Source organism: Paenibacillus sp. V4I7, assembly GCF_030817275.1.
GTDB lineage: Bacteria > Bacillota > Bacilli > Paenibacillales > NBRC-103111 > Paenibacillus_E.
Genome location: NZ_JAUSZD010000002.1, coordinates 5,755,385 through 5,775,513 on the forward strand (window position 1 = coordinate 5,755,385; position 20,129 = coordinate 5,775,513).

The window sequence follows — 20,129 nt, forward strand, 5'->3', positions numbered from 1 at the left end:
AGGGGGAACATCCCAATGCTAGGACAATTAGCGAACCAACAACCTGTAACCGGAGAGAAAATCCTTAGTGTTAAAGGGCTGGAAGTGAGTTTTGACGGATTTAAAGCCTTACGCAATCTGGACTTTTCCTTGCAATATGGCGAGCTTCGGTTTCTCATTGGGCCGAACGGAGCAGGTAAAACAACGCTCTTGGATGTCATTTGCGGGAAAGTGAAGCCTTCGCAAGGTCATGTTTATTTCAAAGAATCGATTGATCTCACCAAGCACCAAGAACACCAAATTGCACAGCTCGGCATTGGACGTAAGTTCCAAGCACCTTCCGTCTTCTCAACATTAACCGTTTTTGAAAATTTGGCTCTTTCTATGAAACAGCAGCGCGGCCTCCTTAGCGCACTATGGACCAAGACGACGAGTGATCAGCGAGACCGCTTGTATCTCCGACTCGAGATGATTGGCCTGCAAAGCAAAGTCAAAGAGCGCGCGGGATCACTCTCTCACGGTGAAAAACAATGGCTTGAAATCGGGATGCTCCTCATGCAGGAGCCCGATCTACTGCTGCTTGACGAGCCTGCCGCCGGCATGACAGATAGCGAAACCGAGAAAACTGGCGAGCTTCTACACGAAATAGCAGCTAATCAGACGATCATCGTAGTTGAGCACGATATGGAGTTTGTTCGCCAATTCGCTAGAACGGTCACGGTACTTCATGAAGGGACCGTACTTCGAGAAGGCACGATGCAGGATATTCAGAATGATGATAAGGTTGCTGAGGTTTATCTAGGAAGGAGAGTGGAGCGCGGTGCTTAACCTTCAGAATATAGAAGCCGGTTACGGCGAGAGTATGGTTGTACGCAGTGTGAACCTTCAGGTAAAACCAGGACAAATCGTTTGTCTAATGGGACGCAACGGTGTAGGGAAATCCACACTAATGAAGAGCATTATGGGACTCATTCAGCCGAAGTTCGGCACGATCCATTATAATAAACGGAACATAACATCATTCCCACCGGATCGACGAGCCAAATTAGGGATCGGCTACGTGCCGCAAGGCCGTGAGATTTTCCCACAGCTTACTGTCGAGGAGAATCTGCTGCTTGGTCTTGAAGCTGCGATAGATGGAAGTAAAAAGCTCCCTGATTCTCTCTTCGACACCTTCCCCGTGCTTCGTCAAATGCTTCACCGCAAAGGAGGCGACCTCAGTGGAGGGCAGCAGCAGCAATTAGCGATAGCTCGCGCCTTAGCCCCTGGCCCCAAGCTGCTGCTTCTAGATGAGCCGATGGAGGGTATCCAGCCTTCTATTGTCATGGAGATTGAAGCCATCATTGAATCTATCAAACGCAATCGAGAAATTGCCGTATTGCTGGTCGAACAAAGCTTAGAGTTCGCTACGAGCATTGCCGATTACTATTATGTATTGGACCGAGGGACAATAGCTGCCGAAGGTTATACCGAGCATTTGACCGAAGAACAAGTCCGAAAGCACTTAACGGTATGATTCTGCTTACATGGACCCACCCTACAGAAGGAAGCTGGATTACTTGACCTATGCAATTAGGCGTCAAGTACCGTCCAGCTTCTTTTTTTTCATACGAAGGAACTAATTATAAAGATAAGCTGGACGTCACAAAATGTATAATGATAACATGCATATAGAGGATCGAATGTTGCGTCCCGGCATATCGAGTACCGAACCTTTTGAAGGAAAAGGAGGGGGGGAACGTTTATGTCTAAAATTTTAATTATTGAAGATGATTTAAGCATCGGTGAAATGATGTCAATTTATTTGTACGAAGAAGGTTATCAAGTCATGCGTGCGGAAACAGGACGTCAAGGCGAATTGTTATTCCGAGATTTCGAACCTGATGTCATCGTGCTTGATATTATGCTGCCTGATGTTGACGGGATTCAGCTATGCACAGACTTCCGAAATTCGTCAACAATCCCCATTCTTATGGTATCCGCCAAAAATGAAGTCTCCGATCGCGTTAAAGGCTTGCAGACCGGCGCTGATGATTACCTATGTAAACCATTCTCAATGAGGGAACTATCAGCAAGAATACAAGCTTTACTGCGACGTTCAAATGCCTTTCCTCCGCTAGTTCAATTTACCGATTCGACTGAGCAAGTCGTTCATTTGGATCTAGAGAAGCGTTCCCTTTTTGTACATAGAAAAATAATAGAGACCACTTTCTCTGAATTTGAAATTATGAAACTTTTTTGGCAGAATCAAGGACGAGTATACAGCCGGGAGGAGCTTTTAAACCGGGTCCGTGGATTCGATTCCTATGTAACTGAACGTGCAATCGATGTACATATCGCAAACCTTCGCAAAAAAATAGAAGCTGACCCGAAAGAACCAAAATATATTAAGACGGTTTGGGGTGTCGGTTATAAATTTCTACTTACGTGAGCTCCCTATGGGGCTTTTTTTGTTTGGGATAATTAAGCAAAAAGCCAGTCACCAAATAGGCAGATGCACAATATGATGATTATGGATAATGACACGTACTAAGAATTTGTTTTACATTTCAATTATGAAGAAAGCTTTCTCAAGGAAAGCTCAAGGAGGAAATACGATCATGTTGAACAGCCCTTACAGAATCGGTAACCTAGGAAACCCTGCCATGACCACGCAAGTCCCTTACGGATATCCATATCCGGCCTATCCCGTTCCAACAACGAGTGCGAATAAACCTGCTGGAGCTGGATTTCCACCTGCTGGAACTGCTTTTCCACCTGCCGGAACTGCTTTTCCACCTGCCGGAACTGCTTTTCCACCTGCAGGCACTGCTTTTCCACCTGCTGGCCTGCAAACTGGCGGTTTGCAAACTGGTGTAAATGTGCCTGGTCAACTCCCCATGGAAGAATCCTATATCGAAAATATTCTTCGTTTGAACCTTGGCAAGATGGCTACAATCTACATGACATACGAAAATAACTCGCAATGGAATGCCAAAATTTTCAAAGGCAAACTGGAGGCAGCTGGCCGCGATCATATTATCATCAGCGATCCAGCTACCGGTATGCGTTTCTTATTGCTCATGGTGAATCTAGATTACATTACATTCGACGAGGAACTTCAGTATCTCTATCCATACTCTGGCGGCGTACCTGGCCAACAGAGATAATAACAAGATCACGTATAAAATAAAGCCGCCTGCTCTTTTATTGAGCAGCGGCTTTTTCTTATGAAGAAGTCGATTCTGTGAAATGCCACATATGCAGTTTGCGCAGGCCGCCTTCAATCCACTCTTCCCATTTGGCTTGCTGTGAAGCATTTTCGGTTTCATGCAAACGTTCTTGTTTCAAAGAAAGATACTCCTCATAGCTAACTTCCTTCCAAATTTCCACAAAAAGCCCTTCTTGATCCGTTCCCTCCAGGAGCTCAAACCGCCCTTCCCGCCGCTGCCATTCCTGCATATAGATGAGAAAAGAGTCCCGAAAAGCGGGTTTTATGGCATACTCTACAAAAACTTTGGACATTTTTAGATCTCCCTCTGATTTATTTTTTGCTCCAAAATGGTAAACTAATAAAAAGACGGATAAATGACCATGCTTATGAAGTAAGTTTTCCTAAGGAAAACTCGGCCCATGCTTACGAAGAAAATTTTCTACGGAAAATTCTTAGGAGGAAACCCATTTGGACACAGGCACTCATCTCGTAATTGGTTTAGGGTTAGCGGGACTGTCTCAAATTGACCCTAGCGTTTCTGCGGACACAGCGGCAACCACTGCGGTCTTCATAGGAACTGTTATTGGCTCACAGATTCCGGATGTGGACGGGCTGCTCCGTTTTAAAGGGAACGCCACTTACATTCGAAATCACCGCGGTCGTTCTCACTCTCTGCCAGCTTTACTTTTATGGACGCTGCTGATCACTGGAGCTCTTGCTCTTTTCTTCCATGGAATCCCCTTATTGCACCTTGGTATGTGGGTAGGAATCGCCGTTTGCTTTCACGTCTTCACAGATTGTTTCAACACATATGGTACACAAGCGTTCCGGCCATTCTCTGAAAAGTGGGTGTCATGGAACATTATACACATCTTTGATCCCTTTATCTTTTCAAGCCACATCGCAGCTATTTTCATGTGGTCTTTCAACGTCGCTAGTCCAAAACTGGTATTCCCGACTTTGTACGGGGTTATCGCCCTATATTACATCTGGCGCTCTCTTGACCATTACATCGTAGAAAAAGGGCTTTATCGCAAAGACCCAACCCATATGCCCGGGGATAAATACACACTTATTGTAACATTCAACCTCTATGTGTGGAACGTAGTGAAACGAAGAACAGACGGTACCTTCCAGTTGGGTGAACTGAAGAATTCGAAGCTTAGGTGGATCGACACCGTCAAATGTGAGGACCATCCAGCCATCGAGGTGTCCAAAAGTCACGAAGACATCCAAGCCTTACTCTACTTCTCATCCTTCACATGTGCTGAAGTGAAAGAACATCGTTGGGGCTACGAAGTAAGATGGGCTGATGTGCGTTATCGTCACCGCAAGCAGTATCCTTTCGTAGGTGTTATCCGGATGGATCACAATTTCCAAACACTCGATTCTTATGTGGGCTGGGTAAGTGAAACTAGGCTTGAAAAGAAGCTGAAAGTTGAGCTTTATTAGAAAAGAGGCGCGTTAACCAAACGCGTCTTTTTTTACATTTAAAAAAAGACAAACAAAAAGCCCAGAGGGTTTTAGGCCCCTGAGCTTTATTGTTACACAAAACGGGAAAGCTATGAACGAAGTTAGGTTCTAGCTACGGAAGCCAGATTGTCCTGCTAGCGTTTGCTCAGCAATTTGCACCAAGCGACGAGTAATGTTACCCCCGATTGCACCAGCATCGCGAGTAGCCATATAACCCATGTAACCATCTTGAGGAATTTGGATGCCCAGCTCTTGAGCTACCTCATATTTCAATTGATCTAAAGCTTGGTTGGCTTGTGGAACTACCAATGTGTTACTGCTACGATTTTGTGCCATAAGGATTCAGACTCCTTTCAGTCAGCTATAATCTTTGATGTATTTGCAAGCTTGCAAAGATAGTATGTGGAGGAAATGAATTTATATGCACAGCGATCAAAAAAGTTTAAAATAAGAAGACACTGTTCAATCTTCTAGAAAGTAGGTCACGTTCATGAGCAAACCACTAGCTCTTCTTTTCGCTGTTGTTGGCACCCTGCTGCTCGCCTCCATCAGCTTATTCATTGCCCTCAGGCAGCCTTGGATGATCCTTGCCTGTTCCATCATCTCGTTAGGCTTTATTGGATATGGATTTGCGGTTAAAGCTAAGATTCGCAAGAAAAATACGCGGTCTTAACGAAGGAATCTACAACTATTGTCAAAAAGAGAAAGAGCCCAAACAGCTATATTAGCTGTTTGAGCTCTTTTTGCTTTTTATATAACAACGAAACCCATCCGCTTCTTCACTTCGAGCAGGGTTTGATCAGCCACTTCAGCGGCTTCCTGCGCACCTTTTTTCAAGATGTCGAAAATTTCACCTGAGCTGCGAATTTCACGATAGCGTTGTTGGATCGGCTCGAGAACAGCTACGAGGTGCTCAGCTAGATCCTTTTTGAAAGGACCATAGCCTTGCCCATCGTATTTGGCTTCAATCTCAGCTACACTCATCTCAGCAAAGTGTGAGTAGATCGACATCAAATTACTGACCTCAGGCTTGTTCTGTGGATCATACTTCACCTCACGGCCTGAATCAGTGACCGCACGGCTCAGCTTCTTCCGGATTACATCCGGCTCATCCAGCATGGCGATGTAACTACCTGCATTCGGACTGCTTTTGCTCATCTTTTTGGTTGCATCATCCAAAGACATGATTCTCGCACCAATCTCAGGCATATAAGGCTGCGGCATGACGAACATTTCACCAAACCGGTTATTGAAGCGGTTCGCCAAATCGCGCGTCAGCTCCAAATGCTGCTTCTGATCATCTCCAACTGGAATAAGGTCCGCATTGTATAACAAGATGTCTGCTGCCATCAGGGATGGATACGTAAATAGGCCAGCACCGACGGAATCCTTGCCTTCGGATTTGTCCTTAAACTGTGTCATACGCTCCAGCTCTCCCATATGCGTCAGCGTCGTCATGATCCAGCCGAGCTCTGCGTGCGCATGGACATGGGATTGCAGGAAAATGGATGCCTTACTTGGATCTAGCCCCGAAGCAACATAAAGCGAAGCTATAGACTCTGTTTGCTCCTTCAGAGCTGCCGGATCCTGCGGAACCGTGATGGCGTGCATATCTACGACCATAAAATAACAGCGATGCAGATGCTGCAGCTTCACATAATTGCGAAGTGCGCCAATATAGTTGCCAATCGTCAGCTGTCCGCTGGATTGCATACCGGATAATACTCGTTTCATTGGATAATCCCTCCAGAATTCTTAACTATTTATGGTTTAAAAAACAACAAAAAGGCCTCTCCCCGCAAGGGACGAGAGACCGTGGTACCACCCTAATTTGTCCTTGAACAATTGTTCAATAAGACCTTCAGGCTCTGATAACGGGGAGCTGCCGTTTGGCATACTTAGACAGATGAGGATGTTCTCCGGCCTAGGTTCCGGCAACCTGCATGCTGTGTTCAGCCTCATGCTCAAGGATCCATTCAGTTTGCTTGTTTCACCGGTTCACACCAACCACCGGCTCTCTGAGAAACGGAAAACAAACTTACTTGTTCCTATCATCGCGAATTGATTTTATATAATTATACACCCTAACAATCGATTGTCAATCAAGGACGTTGTCCTATCTGGACCTGCATGTACATAGGATAGATCATACTAGCCTTTCCATGGATAAAATAACTCCGCGTCCTTCGGGGACGCATCAACGGACAAAGGGGTGTCATTGAATTGCCATCGACTCTATATCGCTGGAGCCTTCCTATCTCCACGATGATTTGCGCGTTTCTCCTAATCTTAATCGTGACAACGAGAGAGCTTCCTCCTATGGGTTTGGTCATTTATGAAATCAAGCACGTCTTTACAGCCTTCATGGATATTTTTCTCGACGCTTTGCCTTTTATGTTACTAGGCGTCCTTCTATCCACGGTTGTTGAAAACTTCATTCCTGAAGCGTTCATCAGACGCATGACACCGCGGCACCCGCTAGGAGGTATCTTATTTGCCTGCGTTCTTGGCATCATGTTCCCGCTCTGTGAATGCGGAATGATTCCTTTCGTTCGTCGGCTCATGCGGAAAGGAATGCCTGTGTACATAGCCGTCATCTTCATTCTCGTCGGTCCGATTCTGAATCCTATTGTCTTCGCCTCGACGTTCATGGCTTTTCGTGGGGAGCCTTCAATGGCATATTCGCGAATGGGGCTTACATTTGGCGTTGCGCTCACCGTAGGATTGCTGCTGACTCGTTTCCTGAAAAGCAGTCCTTTGCGTCATCCTATCGACAATGAGGCAAATACGCTGCACCACCACGGGGGTTCCAGCCTTGAACATCACGCTGATCACATTCACGATCATGATCACGACCATGACCATCACCATAACCATAACCATCATAATCATCATGAACATGAACACAATCATGATCATCACCACGGTCACAACCACTCGCACGGCGGTGGTCGCGCGATGACTATGTTCAGCCACGGTACGACCGAGCTGTTCGAAATGAGTAAGTACTTGATGCTAGGCGCCTTTTTGACCGCTCTTATCCAAACATTCGTTGCCCAAGACAGCTTATCTGCGATCGGTCAGGGACCTTTCATTTCACATGTGTTCATGATGGGCTTTGCCTACCTGCTCTCCCTGTGCTCCACTACAGATGCTTTCGTGGCTGCCTCCTTCGCCAATTCCTTCTCTCCAGGCTCCTTATTGGCTTTCCTTGTGTTCGGCCCGATGATCGACGTCAAAAGCACGCTGATGATGCTCTCCATCTTTAAAGCCCGCTTCGTGCTGACTCTCTCCATCGTCGTCGCTGTTACGGTATTGGGGGGCTCATTGCTTGTTATGAATTTCTTTTTTGCTTAAAAGGAGATGTTGGAGCCCCTCGACAGTAGTAGGATTTTTTGTTGGATGTAAAAAGTACAGCAAATTCCTGCCAAATCGACGTTCTCAGGCGAGACACAGACCATCCTGCGCGTTCGTTCTGAATAAGCGCGGAAAACGCGCTTATTCCAGAGCGCCAGAACAAATAAGCGCGAAACCGCGCTTATAGCGAGAGCTCTCCGAGCCGAAGCTCGTTGACAGAGTCTGAGAAGCCGGAAATCGGCTTCTAAGCCGGTCTCGCGAGCCCGTGCAGATTAAGCTCGGAAAACGAGCTTATCTGCACGCACGAATAAAAAAGAAGTAAGCTTGCTTACCCCAAACCCCAAAACATATAAATTCTAGCATATAAAAAAGGAGTTCGCATCAATCGCGAGACTCCTTTTTTATATAAATAATTAAAACTTCAGAATGGCGCCTGCACTAGCATTTGTCACCATTTTTGTATAACGCGCCAGATATCCGGTTTGGATTTTCGGTTGGAACTCTGTCCAGCTCTCGCGGCGTTTCGCGAATTCTTCATCGCTGATTTGCAATTCGATTTTACGGCCGTCCATGTCCACATCAATGATGTCACCGTCGTGTACGAAAGCTAGTGGTCCGCCTTCAGCCGCTTCAGGAGAAATATGACCGATGGAGATACCACGGGATGCCCCGGAGAAACGTCCATCAGTAATCAATGCAACCTTCGCGCCAAGACCCATACCTACGATTTGGGAAGTAGGAGCCAGCATTTCCGGCATACCAGGTCCACCCTTCGGTCCTTCGTAGCGGATAACAACGACATGGCCTTCTTTAACATGACCGTTCGCAATACCGTACAAAGCTTCGTCTTGCGAGTTGAAGCAAATGGCTGGACCAACGTGACGACCGCCAACGGATTTATCAACGGCACCGACTTTAACGATACTACCCTCAGGAGCAAGGTTACCGAACAATACAGCTAGTCCGCCTCTTTCACTGTGCGGGTTCGTAATTGGACGCAGCACATCATGGTTCACAATTTCACAGCCCGCCACATTTTCACGCAACGTTTTGGCAGTTACTGTCATGCGGTCACCGTCAAATGCACCCGGCTTTTTGAGCAGCTCATTGATAATCGCACTAACACCACCGGCTAGATGCACATCTTCAATGTGGTAATCGGATGCCGGAGCGATTTTCGCAAGGTGAGGAACACGCTCTGCCACTTCGTTAATACGAGAAATCGGATACTCGATTCCTGCTTCAGCCGCAATAGCTAATGTGTGAAGAACCGTGTTCGTGGAACCACCCATAGCCATATCGAGTGCAAATGCATTATCGATCGCTTCGATCGTAACGATATCACGAGGCTTGATGTCTTTTTCAATCAAGACCATCAATTGTTTCGCACAATCTTTAACAAATTGCTTACGCTCATCCGCAACGGCAAGAATTGTACCATTACCTGGCATTGCCAGACCAAGACCCTCAGCTAAGCAGTTCATGGAGTTTGCTGTAAACATACCGGAACATGATCCGCATGTCGGACAACCGTATTGCTCTAATTCTTCAAGATCAGCTTCATTAATGTTACCCGCTTGGAAAGCGCCCACGCCTTCGAATACCGAAGACAAGGAAATGGATTTCCCGTTTTTATCTTTACCGGCTTTCATAGGACCGCCACTCACTAACATCGTTGGGATGTTAACGCGGAGAGCACCCATGATCATACCGGGTGTAATTTTATCACAGTTAGGAATACAGATAAGGCCATCGAACCAGTGGGCATTAACAACCGTTTCCAAGGAATCGGCAATAATCTCACGGCTTGGCAAGGAATAACGCATTCCAATATGCCCCATTGCAATACCGTCGTCAACACCAATTGTGTTGAATTCGAAAGGAACACCGCCTGCTTCACGGATCGCTTCCTTCACGAGTTTACCGAACTCTTGCAAATGAACGTGTCCAGGAATAATGTCTATATAAGAGTTACAAACCGCAATAAACGGCTTGCCGAAATCTTCCTCTTTAACACCGGCTGCACGCAGCAAACTGCGATGCGGAGCGCGGTCGAATCCTTTTTTAATCATATCGCTGCGCTGTTTTGGATGAGCCATTCTCAATTCCTCCTAAATTTCTTTTCTTTTGAGAAAAACAATGAATCTATCATACCACACTTCTCGTAAAATTTCTGCCTTTAGTATGATAACGCGTCAAAGTAACACCAAACATTCCACCTTAGGCTTTGCGTCGATTCAAATGGACGAAAGTAATGGCTAGTGCCAGCACCAAAACCCCACCTTTTACAATATCAAATCCGAAATAAGGCACATTTAGCATCGTAAGTCCATTGAGCAATACGCCAATCAATACAGCGCCAAAGAAAGTCCCAATGACATTAGGTTTCCCTGCACCAAGCACGGAATACCCGACGAATACCGAGGCAACAGCTTCCATCAGAAGTGGAGCACCGGCATCAATTTGTCCTGAACCGACACGAGAAGCATACAGAATACCTCCGAACGCTGCGAAAATGCCGGACAGCACATAGGCCGCTAAGCGGATCTTGTTAACCGAAATCCCAGAGAGACGTGCTGCCTCCCGATTGCCTCCCGTAATATAGAGCTGGCGCCCCCAGCGAGTATACGTCAGAAAGACATGCACAGCAATAACAGCTACAATCATAAGTATAACAGGCACAGGAACGCCAAGAAGCTTGCCTTGTCCGATCCAGAGAAATTCCGGCGTAAACTTCCCTTTGGCCACTGTGCCGTCTTGGAATCTCATATTATTATAGATGGAAAAGCCTTTCGTATACGTTTTTTGCACGCCACCGATGATGTACATTACCGCTAAAGTAGCAAGTAGATCCGGAATGCGAATTTTTACGATAAGCCAAGAATTTATGAGACCGATGATAGCTCCAATAATAAGAGGAACAATGATGACCACAATGAGTGGCTGTTGGTACCACACCATCAAAGCCGCCGCAGCCACAGTGGATAATGAAACCGTTGACCCCACGGATAAATCAAAGCCGTCTACAATCTGCGATAACGTGACCCCAATAGCGACAAACATCACTATAGATATGGACCTTAAAATGTCCGCGATATTGTCATAAGTCATAAAATTCTCATTGATGATCGAAAAGACGAGAACCACCAATGCTATGATGAACAAAGCGCCGTATTTAAACGTAAAATCCAAACTTCTTTCCTTCATGCTATTCAGCCTCCCCCGCACTCGCATACGTTAAAATGAGATCCTGCGTCGCTTCCGCGCGGGAGAGCTCCTTCACTACAGAACCATAGCTCATTACTAAAATGCGATCGGCAATTCCTATAATTTCATTCAGCTCACAGGATAAATAAATAATGCCTTTACCTTCCGAGGCCAACTGACCGATCAAGCGGAAAATATCGCTTTTCGCGCCAACATCGACCCCTTTGGTCGGCTCGTCAAACAAATAGACATCAGCACCCGTCGGCAGCCATTTGCCCACGGCCACCTTCTGTTGATTCCCGCCGCTTAGATGCTTCAGGGCGCGATTCGGATCACTAGGCTGCACGCCCAGCTGCTCCACCATCTTCGCAGCGTGTGCACTCTCTGCGCCGCGCTGCACGAAGCCGAGCGAGCTCAGCTTGCGCAATATCGGAAGCGACAGATTGTGCTTCACAGTCTCCTCCACGAGGACGCCCTGCTTGCGGCGCTCCTCGGGCACGAGCGCGATGCCGGCGCGCACGGCATCCTCCGGATGGCGCAGCGCGAGCTTGCGCCCGGCGAGCCACACCTCGCCGCCGTCCGCGGCGTCGGCGCCGAAGATCAGTCGGCTCAGCTCCGTCTTCCCGGCGCCGACCAACCCCACGACGCCGAGGATTTCACCTCGGCGGAGGGCAAAGCTAACGCCGCGTACCTTGGTGCCGCGGCGCAGCCCTTTCACCTCGAGGAGGGTATCGCCGATTGGAACATCGGCTTTGGGGAACTCCTCGGTGAAGGTCTTGCCCAGCATCGCCTCAATGACACCGGCGATGTCCATGTCTGCAGCCGCCTGCGTGAGCACGTGGCGGCCGTCGCGCATGATCGTGATCCGGTCAGCGACGCGGAACACTTCCTGCAAGCGGTGGGAGATGAAGATAATCCCCACCCCTTCACGTTTCAGGCTGTCCATGATCTGGAACAGCCGCTCTGACTCCTCCAGACTGAGCGGCGCTGTCGGCTCGTCGAAAATGATGATCTTGGCCTTGTGCGCCATCGCTCTAGCGATAAGTACGAGCTGCTTCTGGGAGATGCTCAGCTCGTCCACCTTGCTGCGAACAGAGAACGCAGCCCCGATCTTTGCTAGAATCGCTTCGGCTTCGCGATGCAGCTTTCTCCAACTGACCCAAGCCCCGCCTTGAACCATTTTATCCATCATGACATTTTCGGTTACCGTAAGCCCAGCTACTAAGGCTGTGTCCACTTCTTGATAGACGCAATAGATGCCTTGGTTCATTGCTTCCTTAGGCGTCTGTATGTTGAGAGACTGGCCGTTTATAGAAATTTGCCCCTTATCAGGGGTATAAGCGCCTGATAAAATCTTCATCAAGGTACTCTTTCCAGCACCGTTAGCCCCGAGCAAGGCATGAATTTCTCTATTTTGCAGGTCAAAATCAACCTCCTGCAGCGCCTTCACGCCGGGGAACGATTTGGTGATGCCTCTCATATGCAGCAAAGATCCATTGTTTACCGACATCATCATTCACCTCTCATCTCAATCTGAAAGTCCCATCGCATAATGACGATGGGACCCTATTTGGATTACATTATTTTTTTTCTGCAGCTTTCAACCAGTCCGTATAGCCTTGTTGGCTTCCGCCCCAGCCTTTGACGTATTCGCTAAGCTGTGTTGTATTTATTTGCTTGTCCTTCGGCAGTTGATCTCTGGATACATAAACAGGCTCCAATACCACTTTCTCAGGCGTTTGATCACCATGCAGCTTTTGATACAGGTAACGCACCTGCACGCGACCGATATCCTTCGGATCTACCGCTGCTGATGCCACCCAAGGGCTTTTCGGATCTTGCAGCAATTGCAAGTCTTCATCACTAAGGTCGATCCCGTATACTTTAATTTCTGTACGACCTGCTTGTTGAATCGCACGGGAAGCGCCCTTCGCAAACTCATCCCATGCTGCCCATACCGCTGTGATGTCACCTTTGTTCGGGTATTTCTTCAGAATCGCTTCCATTTGCGTTTGTGTATCTAACGCTGGATCTTTGGCTGTCCCGAATGCAGCCACTTCTTTAATGTCTGGATATTTCTTTTGGAAAGCTTGGTAAGCCAATTGTCTGCGTTCCATCGGGGCAAAGCCGGCTACCCATACTTTCACGATGTTCCCTTTACCGCCGGCATCCTTCGCAAGCTGTTCTAGCGTGGCTTCAGCCATCTTCTCATCGCCCTGCTCTAAGGACGTAACGCCCGGAACTGAAAGAATCGAATCGAAACTTACAACTGGAATTTTCTTTTCTAGTGCTTTCTTCACGCCTGCTTCCAACGCTTCAGCTGTTCCGTGATCAATGAGAATACCATCGAATTTCTGATTAATCGCTGCATCCAGATTGGATGACATTTTCGCCAGGTCCGTATCAGCAACGAATACCGTTACCTTACCGCCAAGCTTCTCTACTTGTTCCTTCACACCTTCTACATACTGAGATGAAAATGTACCTGTATTGAATTGCATCACGAGTGCAATTTTCTTTCCGCTTAAATCTGCTGCTTTAGCTGCGTCAGTCGAACTCGCGCTTGCTGCAGGTGTTGCCGAAGCGCTGCTGCTCTCTTTTTGTCCGCAGGCCGCAAGCAAGCTTCCTATTAAAGCCAAGATGATAAATAAACCGCCTAATTTCGTTCTTTTCATGAGTTACCCTCCCGATCTAATGCTTTACTCTATTTCCTATCAACTCTATCGAAAATTATGCCGAGTAATTTAATAGGAATTACTGTATATTAGCATTGGGAGGATTTCCCGTCAATATGTTTGAAGATATTTTCTCTTACATTTCGACTTTTTTTATTTTCTTCCGAAATCAGCCTTGATTTCTCCCCATTTCCGCGTATCCCACTTCATAATTTTATTGGTATAGGTGTTCGTTTTGAGCCATTTCAACGCCCGATCAACTAATGTCCAAATTTCTTCTGTGGAAGCATCCCTAACTAGATTAGTGGAAACCTCTTTTTTACGTATCCAGCTCAAAGCTGTGACTGAGTCGGTATAAATGGTTTTATTACTGCCTTGCTTCTGCAAATAAGCAAGCCCGTGAACGATTGCAAGAAACTCACCTAAATTATTCGTGCCTTTGGAGATAGGGCCTTGATAGAAAATAATCTCGCCCGTCTTCGTGTCGACACCTTTGTATTCAACAATTCCTGGATTCCCGGAACAGCCAACATCCACAGAGATACTATTATAGTCAACTTCAGGAGCCGTCTCAGGGGTTGCTGACTTGCCCGTGGAAGTCACAGTTGTCCCCCCTTTTCCAGAGAAATTGAGCGACTTCTGCCACCCCTTCTCTAGTGCTTGACGTGCTTCCAGCTCCGATTCATACGATTTAAATCTAGCTTGCGGATAACCTTTGGTCTGAGCCTGACAATCAGCCCACGTACGGTAGATCCCTGGTTGATGCCCCACCCAAACCACATAATATTTCACTGCTGCCATCTTATTCACTCCGTAATTGTTGATGTATTTGATGTACAAGATCTTCGACAACTTTCACTGTGTCACCGAAATAAGGCCGATAGTCCAAATCTTTAATAAACGCAAGATAAGATTCTCCTACCGCCAAAACCTTCTTGCTGTACTCCAAGCTAGGGATTATATGCGTTTCAAGCTCGCGGTACGTTCCATTAGAGCGTTCCTCAACAGATGCGAGTTCCACTTGTTCATCCGCCAAATGACGGACAACGAACGAAAAACCTCTGCATTCCGGATCTCCGCAGCCGCATACAAAGAACGGCATACGCTCCCATTCATCCGCTGGCGCAAAACGATTCGGCGCGGTATCATGCAGGGTACTGTACAAGAACGCTGGAAGCCCCACATCTACACAGAGAGGCTCTTCAATAATAATACTATCGTCCACCGCCATGAGGACATCTGCCTGAATAATTTGCAAATCCTTATCTAGGGACCAGCCCTTTATGGATATATCAAACATAACTCCTGCCTCCGCTCTCCCCTTTATTCGGTTTTCTCATTATAGCAAAGACTGTGCATTCCTGCTTTTAAGGTTTTTTTGTGGTGAAAATTTCCAATTTAAGTTATGAGTATAATTCCTAAAAAAGATTATACTACCATTACTGGAGGTGATATCAGATGGCATCAGGACAATCTCGTAGCAGCAACCAACTAGTTGTTCCACAAGCTACACAAGCTCTAGACCAATTGAAGTTTGAAGTTGCTCAAGAATTAGGCATCCAAATTCCTCAAGACGGCTACTACGGCTATATGGCTTCTCGTGATACAGGAGCAATCGGTGGTAACATCACTCGTCGTCTCGTTCAAATTGCTGAACAGCAACTTGCTGGCGGCGCAGCCGGTAAATTCAGCAGATAACAGTTCCCCCTATACTTACGTTTAAAAAGGGCTTTCTTTTAAGTAGCAAACTACTTGGAAGAAAGCTCTTCTATTTTTATGCTGACGAATAAATAAAGGAAGCCCATGCACAAGTGCTGCATAGGCCTCTTACAGAACCGTATTTGCGAGTTGCCGCATACGCTTCTCCGAGCTTATCCCCTCGGGGGATGATGTTCATACTAATGTAGCCGCAGCCGCTTCGTCTATATCCCGAATCAGATCCTGCGGATCCTCAAGGCCCACGTAAAGGCGGACAATGTGCCGCTCAGTATTTCCGCTCCGCACCACATTTACGTTGACTAGACTTTCAAAACCGCCCCAGCTAACGCCAATTTTGAAATACTGGAGCTTTGTTGCCCAAGCCTTCAGCTTCTCCAACGATTCGAACGATTCGAACGAGAATAAGCTGCTGAACCCTATTAGCTGCTGAAGGGCCAAGTCATGTTGAGGATGCGTAGAGAGTCCTGGATGGTGGACGTGAACGGCGTAAGGTTGTTTGCTAATATGCTCGGCTATGAGCATCCCACTACGCTGATGGCGTTCCATTCTAAGAGGAAGTGTCCGCAATCCACGCATCACTAGCGCCGCTGTTTGTGGCGTCATGATCCCACCGAATAGCATATACTCCAAATTGCTAAGTCGAGTCATGAGTTCCAGTGAACCGATGACAACCCCACCCAAGCAATCACTATGTCCGGATATATATTTCGTTATAGAATGGACAACCAGATCGATACCTAACGTAATTGGCATTAGGTGACATGGTGTAGCCCATGTGTTGTCGATGATGGTCTTGATTCCCTTGCTCGCGGCAAGCTGAGCACACGCACGCAAGTCTTGAAGCTCGAACGTCATCGTTGTCGGACTTTCCAAATACATCAACTTCGTATTTGGCTTGATGGCTTCTTCCCAATTACTGAGTTCGGTCCCGTCAACGAAAGTCGTCTCTATACCAAACTTGACCAGGTATAATCCGAGAAACTCGCGTGTCGGACCGTAAGCGTGATTCACGCAGACAATATGATCGCCTTGCTGGACAACAGAAAGAACTGCCGCTGTAATGGCAGCCATCCCCGAAGCGAAGCACTTCGCGTCCTCGCCACCCTCCATTTGGGCAAGCTTCTCCTCCAGATTGCGAACGGTCGGATTGTTGCCGCGCGAATAGACATGATGCCCTAACACATTTTGCATGGCCAAATCGAATTGTTCGTGAGTTTCGAAGGCGAATAAACTGTTTTGATAGACGGGGACGTTAATCGCCCCATGGTGTCGAGTATCGTACGGGTCATGCGCCGCCTTGGTGTAAAGCGAATCCCCCGATTGATCTTTATTCATAGATGTTTCTCTCCAATCCGAAATTTGCTGCTTAGCCCTTCACTGCGCCTTGCGTGAGGCCTTCTACGATAAAACGCTGCGCGAACGCGAACAGAAAGACGGTTGGAATGACGGACAAGACGGTGCCTGCCGACATGGCGCCCCAATCGACGTCATATTTGAGAATAAGTGAGTTCAATGCCACAGGCATCGTCTTAAGTAGGTCGTGATCGATGAACATGACCGCCATAAACAACTCGTTCCAGTTCTGCACGAATGCGAAAATAAAAGTCGATGCGATCCCTGGCATCATGATTGGCACGATAATCCGGATTAGGGCAACTAGCCGTGAGCAACCGTCGATCATTGCCGCCTCTTCCAGACTGGCAGGAATGCGTTGAAAGAAGCCCCGTAAAATAATGGTCGAGAATGGTATCAACCCCACCGTGTACATGAGTACGAGAGCGATTCTGGAATTAATTAAATCCAATTGCGTCATCATGAGGTAAAGTGGCCCGAGCGAAATGAATCCTGGCAGCATCTGTGTCGCGAAAAACGCCAACATAATTTGCCGATGTCCGCGAAATTGAAAACGGGCAAGGACATAAGCGCTCAAAACGGAGATCACAATAACAATCAGTGCTGATGAGATAGCTACCAACAAGCTATTACCGATGTAGACATGAAATTTGGATATTTTAAAAATGTTGATATAATTGTCGAATGTAATATTCGTCGGCCAATATTTAAGCGGATATGTGAAAATTTCATTCTGAGGTTTTAATGAAGTAATCAAAATCCAATATAGCGGGAACACCATGATCACTAGATGAAGCGCTAGAAAAAACACCTTGAATGGACCTATGAATTGTAAGCGCGTCTTCATGGTTAGAAATCCCCCATCTTTTCAGATTTGGTTACGGATAAGTAAAACAACGTGTAAAGCAATAGAAGCACGATCATGACAACCCCGATTGCGGATGCCGCGCCGTAATCACCGGCGTAAATGATTTTATCCAGCATTAATGATGATAAAATGTGCGTACTTCCTGCTGGTCCACCGTTCGTCATGCCGTAGATGATCGTAGGATCATTAAAGATCCAGATGACCCGAAGGAGAGTAGTCGTAATGATCGTCGGCAAAATGTAGGGCAGCGTAACGCTAATCAGCTTGCGTGCCTCGCTCGCTCCATCCATCTCGGCAGCTTCGTACAGCTCGGATGGTACTGATTGCAGCGCTGCGAGCAGCATAATTGCGAAAAATGCGATACCATACCATACGTTCGCGATAATGACAGAGATCATCGCCCATTTTGGATCCGACAAGAATCCGATTCGCGTTTCGATTATTCCGGTTTTGAGCAAAAGATCGTTGATGACGCCGATTTGTGAGTTGAACATCCACTTCCAAATCATCCCAATCAGAAACCCTGAGAGCGCCCATGAGTAAAACACTAAACCTTGGTAAATCCCTCTACCCCGGAATTTTTTGTTCATTAACAGCGCAAGCGTAAGCCCGATGAGAAATTGAAATACTAAGGAAAAAAACACCCAGTACGCACTGTTCTGCAAAGCAGTCAAAAACTTTGGATCCTTGAATGCATCCCGAAAATTTTGCAGACCGACAAAATGGACATTTCTAAGATCGAACAGCTTGTATTCTTGAAACGCCATGATGCCGCCCTTTAGGAACGGATAATACGTGAAAATAAGGACCAGTAATAGAGCGGGGAGCAAACCAAATAAGATGAACGGCTGCCGACTCTTCATTAGATGCACCACCTCATATAGAAAAATGGTAATGGGCAGCGAATCGCCACCCATTACGAAGGTTAAACGCTATTTTTTCTTCGACTTTTGATCCATCCAATAAGCGTCCCATTTCTTCAGAACGTCGACGACAGTGAACTTACCGAGCAAATACGCTTGGCCAGACTCCATGCTCGCTTGATTCCATTGTCCCGTGCCTGGATATTGGAACGGCGGCTTGTAGTTCATGAATACGTCCGGCTTGTTGGACATATCCAGCAACGTTTTGTAAGGACCTGTTTTGAAGTACTCATCGTTTGCCGCTGTGGTGTGAATTGGTACTAAGCCGTACTTTTTACCAAACTCAGTATTCTGCTCGGGATTAGACAAGAAGGCGATCAACTTGAAGGCCGCTTCTTTGTTCTTGGATTGGGATGCGATACCCCAACCAGCTCCACCTGCTTGAATGAGGGCCTTGCCGTTTGGTCCCGTTGGCATCGGTGCCGTTGCCCATTGCTCCGGCTTCATTTTCTCTTGTATGGTTTGAATGACGTCCGGATCTTGCAGCAACATGCCGGTTACACCAGAAGTGAACGCTTGTACCTGCTCTTGGAAGCCCCAGTTGACAGCATCCGAAGGTGAAGCTTCTTTATAAATTTTCATATACAATTCAATGGCTTCCTTAGCTTCTGGTGAAGAGTAAATCGTATTGCCGCTCTTTAAGAACTGCGCATCTTCCAAATTCACCTGATCCCCGTTATAAGCGAGTACCATCTGATCGGTGATGCCTGCAGACCCCATACCGCCTCGGAATGAGAACCCGTACCGGTTCTTAGCAGAATCAGTTAGCTTCTTGCCCGTTTCATATAGTTCTTGGTAGGAAACCGGCGGTTTCAAGCCTTTCTCCTCGAACCAGTCTTTACGATAGAACAATTGACGCTGGTACAAGCCGTTCGGAATGAAATAGAGTTTATTGTTATTCGTTGCAATTGACTTGGCCACAGCTGTTACTGTACTGAAGTCTTTCCAAGTACCTGTGTAAGTATCGAGCGGATCAATGTACCCGTTGTTCACGTACTCCGCGATGTTCAAATCTCTTACTTCTAGAACATCTAGTTCTTGTTTAGCTGCAAGCATAGTTCTAATCTTGTTATCCGCTTGATCGAACGGAGGCGAGATGAGATCGACCTTAATGTTCGGATTCTCTTTCTCGAATTGGGAAATCATCGCTTTGAGAATGTCGGTCCGTTTCGGGCTCGTCAAGCTCTCGATCATATGAACGGTAACCACTTTTCCAGAACTTGCTCCGGCACCTGCTTGATCGCTATTGCCTTTCGCATCACTTTTTGCAGTGTCTGTATTGCTGCCGCAAGCTGCGAGCAACCCCATTAGCATCGTAGATGCAACTACTGTTGGCCATACTTTACGCTTTTTCTTTTCCCACATAAGAAGATACCCCTCCT

General features: G+C 46.9%; 21 protein-coding genes and 1 other annotated feature. Of the genes, 8 read left to right on the top strand and 13 right to left on the bottom strand.

All coding sequences use genetic code 11. From position 1 onward, the window contains the following. Positions 1-15 precede the first annotated feature (15 nt). From urtD to gerQ, 4 genes are all read left to right on the top strand, one after another. Positions 16-807 carry an urea ABC transporter ATP-binding protein UrtD gene (urtD, locus tag QFZ80_RS26880; protein WP_307552954.1) on the top strand — a complete coding sequence of 264 codons (792 nt, stop codon included), beginning with the start codon at positions 16-18 and terminating at the stop codon, positions 805-807. Continuing rightward, complete coding sequence (gene urtE, locus QFZ80_RS26885) at positions 800-1,495, top strand: urea ABC transporter ATP-binding subunit UrtE (protein WP_307561923.1); 696 nt, start codon at positions 800-802, stop codon at positions 1,493-1,495. Before urtD ends, urtE begins: the two co-directional genes overlap by 8 nt. A 228-nt stretch (positions 1,496-1,723) precedes the next feature. Continuing rightward, positions 1,724-2,410, top strand: coding sequence for a response regulator transcription factor (locus QFZ80_RS26890; RefSeq protein WP_307561925.1), 687 nt, complete (start codon positions 1,724-1,726; stop codon positions 2,408-2,410). A gap of 169 nt (positions 2,411-2,579) precedes the next feature. Continuing rightward, positions 2,580-3,128: a spore coat protein GerQ gene (gerQ, locus tag QFZ80_RS26895; RefSeq protein WP_307552948.1), complete on the top strand. Its 549-nt coding sequence runs from the start codon at positions 2,580-2,582 to the stop codon at positions 3,126-3,128. Positions 3,129-3,186: 58 nt separating this feature from the next. Here the strand turns inward: gerQ and QFZ80_RS26900 are convergent, their stop codons facing one another. Next, positions 3,187-3,483, bottom strand: coding sequence for a hypothetical protein (locus tag QFZ80_RS26900; RefSeq protein WP_307552946.1), 297 nt, complete (start codon positions 3,481-3,483; stop codon positions 3,187-3,189). 157 nt (positions 3,484-3,640) lie between these two features. Here QFZ80_RS26900 and QFZ80_RS26905 point away from each other — a divergent pair, with 157 nt between their 5' ends. Next, positions 3,641-4,624: a metal-dependent hydrolase gene (locus QFZ80_RS26905; protein ID WP_307552944.1), complete on the top strand. Its 984-nt coding sequence runs from the start codon at positions 3,641-3,643 to the stop codon at positions 4,622-4,624. 129 nt (positions 4,625-4,753) lie between these two features. Here QFZ80_RS26905 and QFZ80_RS26910 read toward each other — a convergent pair whose 3' ends face one another. After that, positions 4,754-4,981: an alpha/beta-type small acid-soluble spore protein gene (locus tag QFZ80_RS26910; RefSeq protein WP_056829533.1), complete on the bottom strand. Its 228-nt coding sequence runs from the start codon at positions 4,979-4,981 to the stop codon at positions 4,754-4,756. A 154-nt stretch (positions 4,982-5,135) separates the two neighbouring features. Between QFZ80_RS26910 and QFZ80_RS26915 the strand changes: the two genes are divergently transcribed. Next, positions 5,136-5,318, top strand: a complete 183-nt coding sequence (locus QFZ80_RS26915) for a DUF5325 family protein (protein WP_029194821.1) — start codon at positions 5,136-5,138, stop codon at positions 5,316-5,318. Between the two features lie 77 nt (positions 5,319-5,395). Here QFZ80_RS26915 and trpS read toward each other — a convergent pair whose 3' ends face one another. Continuing rightward, positions 5,396-6,379: a tryptophan--tRNA ligase gene (trpS, locus tag QFZ80_RS26920; RefSeq protein ID WP_307552941.1), complete on the bottom strand. Its 984-nt coding sequence runs from the start codon at positions 6,377-6,379 to the stop codon at positions 5,396-5,398. Positions 6,380-6,443: 64 nt separating this feature from the next. After that, positions 6,444-6,709 (bottom strand) — a binding site (T-box leader). Between the two features lie 159 nt (positions 6,710-6,868). Between trpS and QFZ80_RS26925 the strand changes: the two genes are divergently transcribed. Beyond that, positions 6,869-8,002 carry a permease gene (locus QFZ80_RS26925; RefSeq protein WP_307561927.1) on the top strand — a complete coding sequence of 378 codons (1,134 nt, stop codon included), beginning with the start codon at positions 6,869-6,871 and terminating at the stop codon, positions 8,000-8,002. Positions 8,003-8,415: 413 nt separating this feature from the next. Here QFZ80_RS26925 and ilvD read toward each other — a convergent pair whose 3' ends face one another. From ilvD to QFZ80_RS26955, 6 genes are all read right to left on the bottom strand, one after another. Continuing rightward, a complete protein-coding gene (gene ilvD, locus QFZ80_RS26930; protein WP_307561928.1) occupies positions 8,416-10,101 on the bottom strand; it encodes a dihydroxy-acid dehydratase in 1,686 nt (561 codons plus the stop codon). Between the two features lie 121 nt (positions 10,102-10,222). After that, positions 10,223-11,209, bottom strand: coding sequence for an ABC transporter permease (locus QFZ80_RS26935; protein WP_307552935.1), 987 nt, complete (start codon positions 11,207-11,209; stop codon positions 10,223-10,225). A gap of 1 nt (position 11,210) precedes the next feature. Then, entirely contained in the window at positions 11,211-12,719 is a 1,509-nt protein-coding gene (locus tag QFZ80_RS26940; RefSeq protein WP_307564248.1) for a sugar ABC transporter ATP-binding protein, read from the bottom strand. Between the two features lie 70 nt (positions 12,720-12,789). Further along, entirely contained in the window at positions 12,790-13,884 is a 1,095-nt protein-coding gene (locus QFZ80_RS26945; RefSeq protein ID WP_307561929.1) for a sugar ABC transporter substrate-binding protein, read from the bottom strand. 153 nt (positions 13,885-14,037) lie between these two features. Next, positions 14,038-14,685, bottom strand: a complete 648-nt coding sequence (gene rnhA / locus QFZ80_RS26950; RefSeq protein ID WP_307552932.1) for a ribonuclease H — start codon at positions 14,683-14,685, stop codon at positions 14,038-14,040. Position 14,686: 1 nt separating this feature from the next. Continuing rightward, positions 14,687-15,184 (bottom strand): hypothetical protein, encoded by a 498-nt coding sequence (locus tag QFZ80_RS26955; protein ID WP_307552930.1) that lies wholly within the window; start codon positions 15,182-15,184, stop codon positions 14,687-14,689. Between the two features lie 158 nt (positions 15,185-15,342). On the opposite strand from QFZ80_RS26955, the gene QFZ80_RS26960 reads away from it, so the two are divergent. Continuing rightward, positions 15,343-15,582: an alpha/beta-type small acid-soluble spore protein gene (locus tag QFZ80_RS26960; protein ID WP_307447511.1), complete on the top strand. Its 240-nt coding sequence runs from the start codon at positions 15,343-15,345 to the stop codon at positions 15,580-15,582. A gap of 195 nt (positions 15,583-15,777) precedes the next feature. Here QFZ80_RS26960 and QFZ80_RS26965 read toward each other — a convergent pair whose 3' ends face one another. The 4 genes from QFZ80_RS26965 to QFZ80_RS26980 form a co-directional block, all read right to left on the bottom strand. Continuing rightward, positions 15,778-16,938 carry a trans-sulfuration enzyme family protein gene (locus QFZ80_RS26965; protein ID WP_307561931.1) on the bottom strand — a complete coding sequence of 387 codons (1,161 nt, stop codon included), beginning with the start codon at positions 16,936-16,938 and terminating at the stop codon, positions 15,778-15,780. A gap of 31 nt (positions 16,939-16,969) precedes the next feature. Beyond that, complete coding sequence (locus QFZ80_RS26970; protein WP_307552926.1) at positions 16,970-17,803, bottom strand: carbohydrate ABC transporter permease; 834 nt, start codon at positions 17,801-17,803, stop codon at positions 16,970-16,972. Between the two features lie 2 nt (positions 17,804-17,805). Beyond that, the gene (locus QFZ80_RS26975) at positions 17,806-18,687 is read right to left on the bottom strand and encodes a carbohydrate ABC transporter permease (protein WP_307552924.1); all 882 of its coding nucleotides are present in this window, start codon (positions 18,685-18,687) and stop codon (positions 17,806-17,808) included. A gap of 69 nt (positions 18,688-18,756) precedes the next feature. Further along, positions 18,757-20,112: an ABC transporter substrate-binding protein gene (locus tag QFZ80_RS26980; RefSeq protein ID WP_307552922.1), complete on the bottom strand. Its 1,356-nt coding sequence runs from the start codon at positions 20,110-20,112 to the stop codon at positions 18,757-18,759. Positions 20,113-20,129: the final 17 nt, after the last annotated feature.

Excerpts from the sequence above, each read along its gene's own strand:
- urtD (WP_307552954.1), top strand. The coding sequence starts at position 16 with ATGCTAGGACAATTAGCGAACCAACAACCTGTAACCGGAGAGAAAATC.
- QFZ80_RS26890 (WP_307561925.1), top strand. The coding sequence starts at position 1,724 with ATGTCTAAAATTTTAATTATTGAAGATGATTTAAGCATCGGTGAAATG.
- gerQ (WP_307552948.1), top strand. The coding sequence starts at position 2,580 with ATGTTGAACAGCCCTTACAGAATCGGTAACCTAGGAAACCCTGCCATG.
- QFZ80_RS26900 (WP_307552946.1), bottom strand. The coding sequence starts at position 3,483 with ATGTCCAAAGTTTTTGTAGAGTATGCCATAAAACCCGCTTTTCGGGAC.
- QFZ80_RS26910 (WP_056829533.1), bottom strand. The coding sequence starts at position 4,981 with ATGGCACAAAATCGTAGCAGTAACACATTGGTAGTTCCACAAGCCAAC.
- QFZ80_RS26915 (WP_029194821.1), top strand. The coding sequence starts at position 5,136 with ATGAGCAAACCACTAGCTCTTCTTTTCGCTGTTGTTGGCACCCTGCTG.
- trpS (WP_307552941.1), bottom strand. The coding sequence starts at position 6,379 with ATGAAACGAGTATTATCCGGTATGCAATCCAGCGGACAGCTGACGATT.
- ilvD (WP_307561928.1), bottom strand. The coding sequence starts at position 10,101 with ATGGCTCATCCAAAACAGCGCAGCGATATGATTAAAAAAGGATTCGAC.
- QFZ80_RS26935 (WP_307552935.1), bottom strand. The coding sequence starts at position 11,209 with ATGAAGGAAAGAAGTTTGGATTTTACGTTTAAATACGGCGCTTTGTTC.
- QFZ80_RS26940 (WP_307564248.1), bottom strand. The coding sequence starts at position 12,719 with ATGTCGGTAAACAATGGATCTTTGCTGCATATGAGAGGCATCACCAAA.
- QFZ80_RS26945 (WP_307561929.1), bottom strand. The coding sequence starts at position 13,884 with ATGAAAAGAACGAAATTAGGCGGTTTATTTATCATCTTGGCTTTAATA.
- rnhA (WP_307552932.1), bottom strand. The coding sequence starts at position 14,685 with ATGGCAGCAGTGAAATATTATGTGGTTTGGGTGGGGCATCAACCAGGG.
- QFZ80_RS26955 (WP_307552930.1), bottom strand. The coding sequence starts at position 15,184 with ATGTTTGATATATCCATAAAGGGCTGGTCCCTAGATAAGGATTTGCAA.
- QFZ80_RS26960 (WP_307447511.1), top strand. The coding sequence starts at position 15,343 with ATGGCATCAGGACAATCTCGTAGCAGCAACCAACTAGTTGTTCCACAA.
- QFZ80_RS26965 (WP_307561931.1), bottom strand. The coding sequence starts at position 16,938 with ATGAATAAAGATCAATCGGGGGATTCGCTTTACACCAAGGCGGCGCAT.
- QFZ80_RS26970 (WP_307552926.1), bottom strand. The coding sequence starts at position 17,803 with ATGAAGACGCGCTTACAATTCATAGGTCCATTCAAGGTGTTTTTTCTA.
- QFZ80_RS26975 (WP_307552924.1), bottom strand. The coding sequence starts at position 18,687 with ATGAAGAGTCGGCAGCCGTTCATCTTATTTGGTTTGCTCCCCGCTCTA.
- QFZ80_RS26980 (WP_307552922.1), bottom strand. The coding sequence starts at position 20,112 with ATGTGGGAAAAGAAAAAGCGTAAAGTATGGCCAACAGTAGTTGCATCT.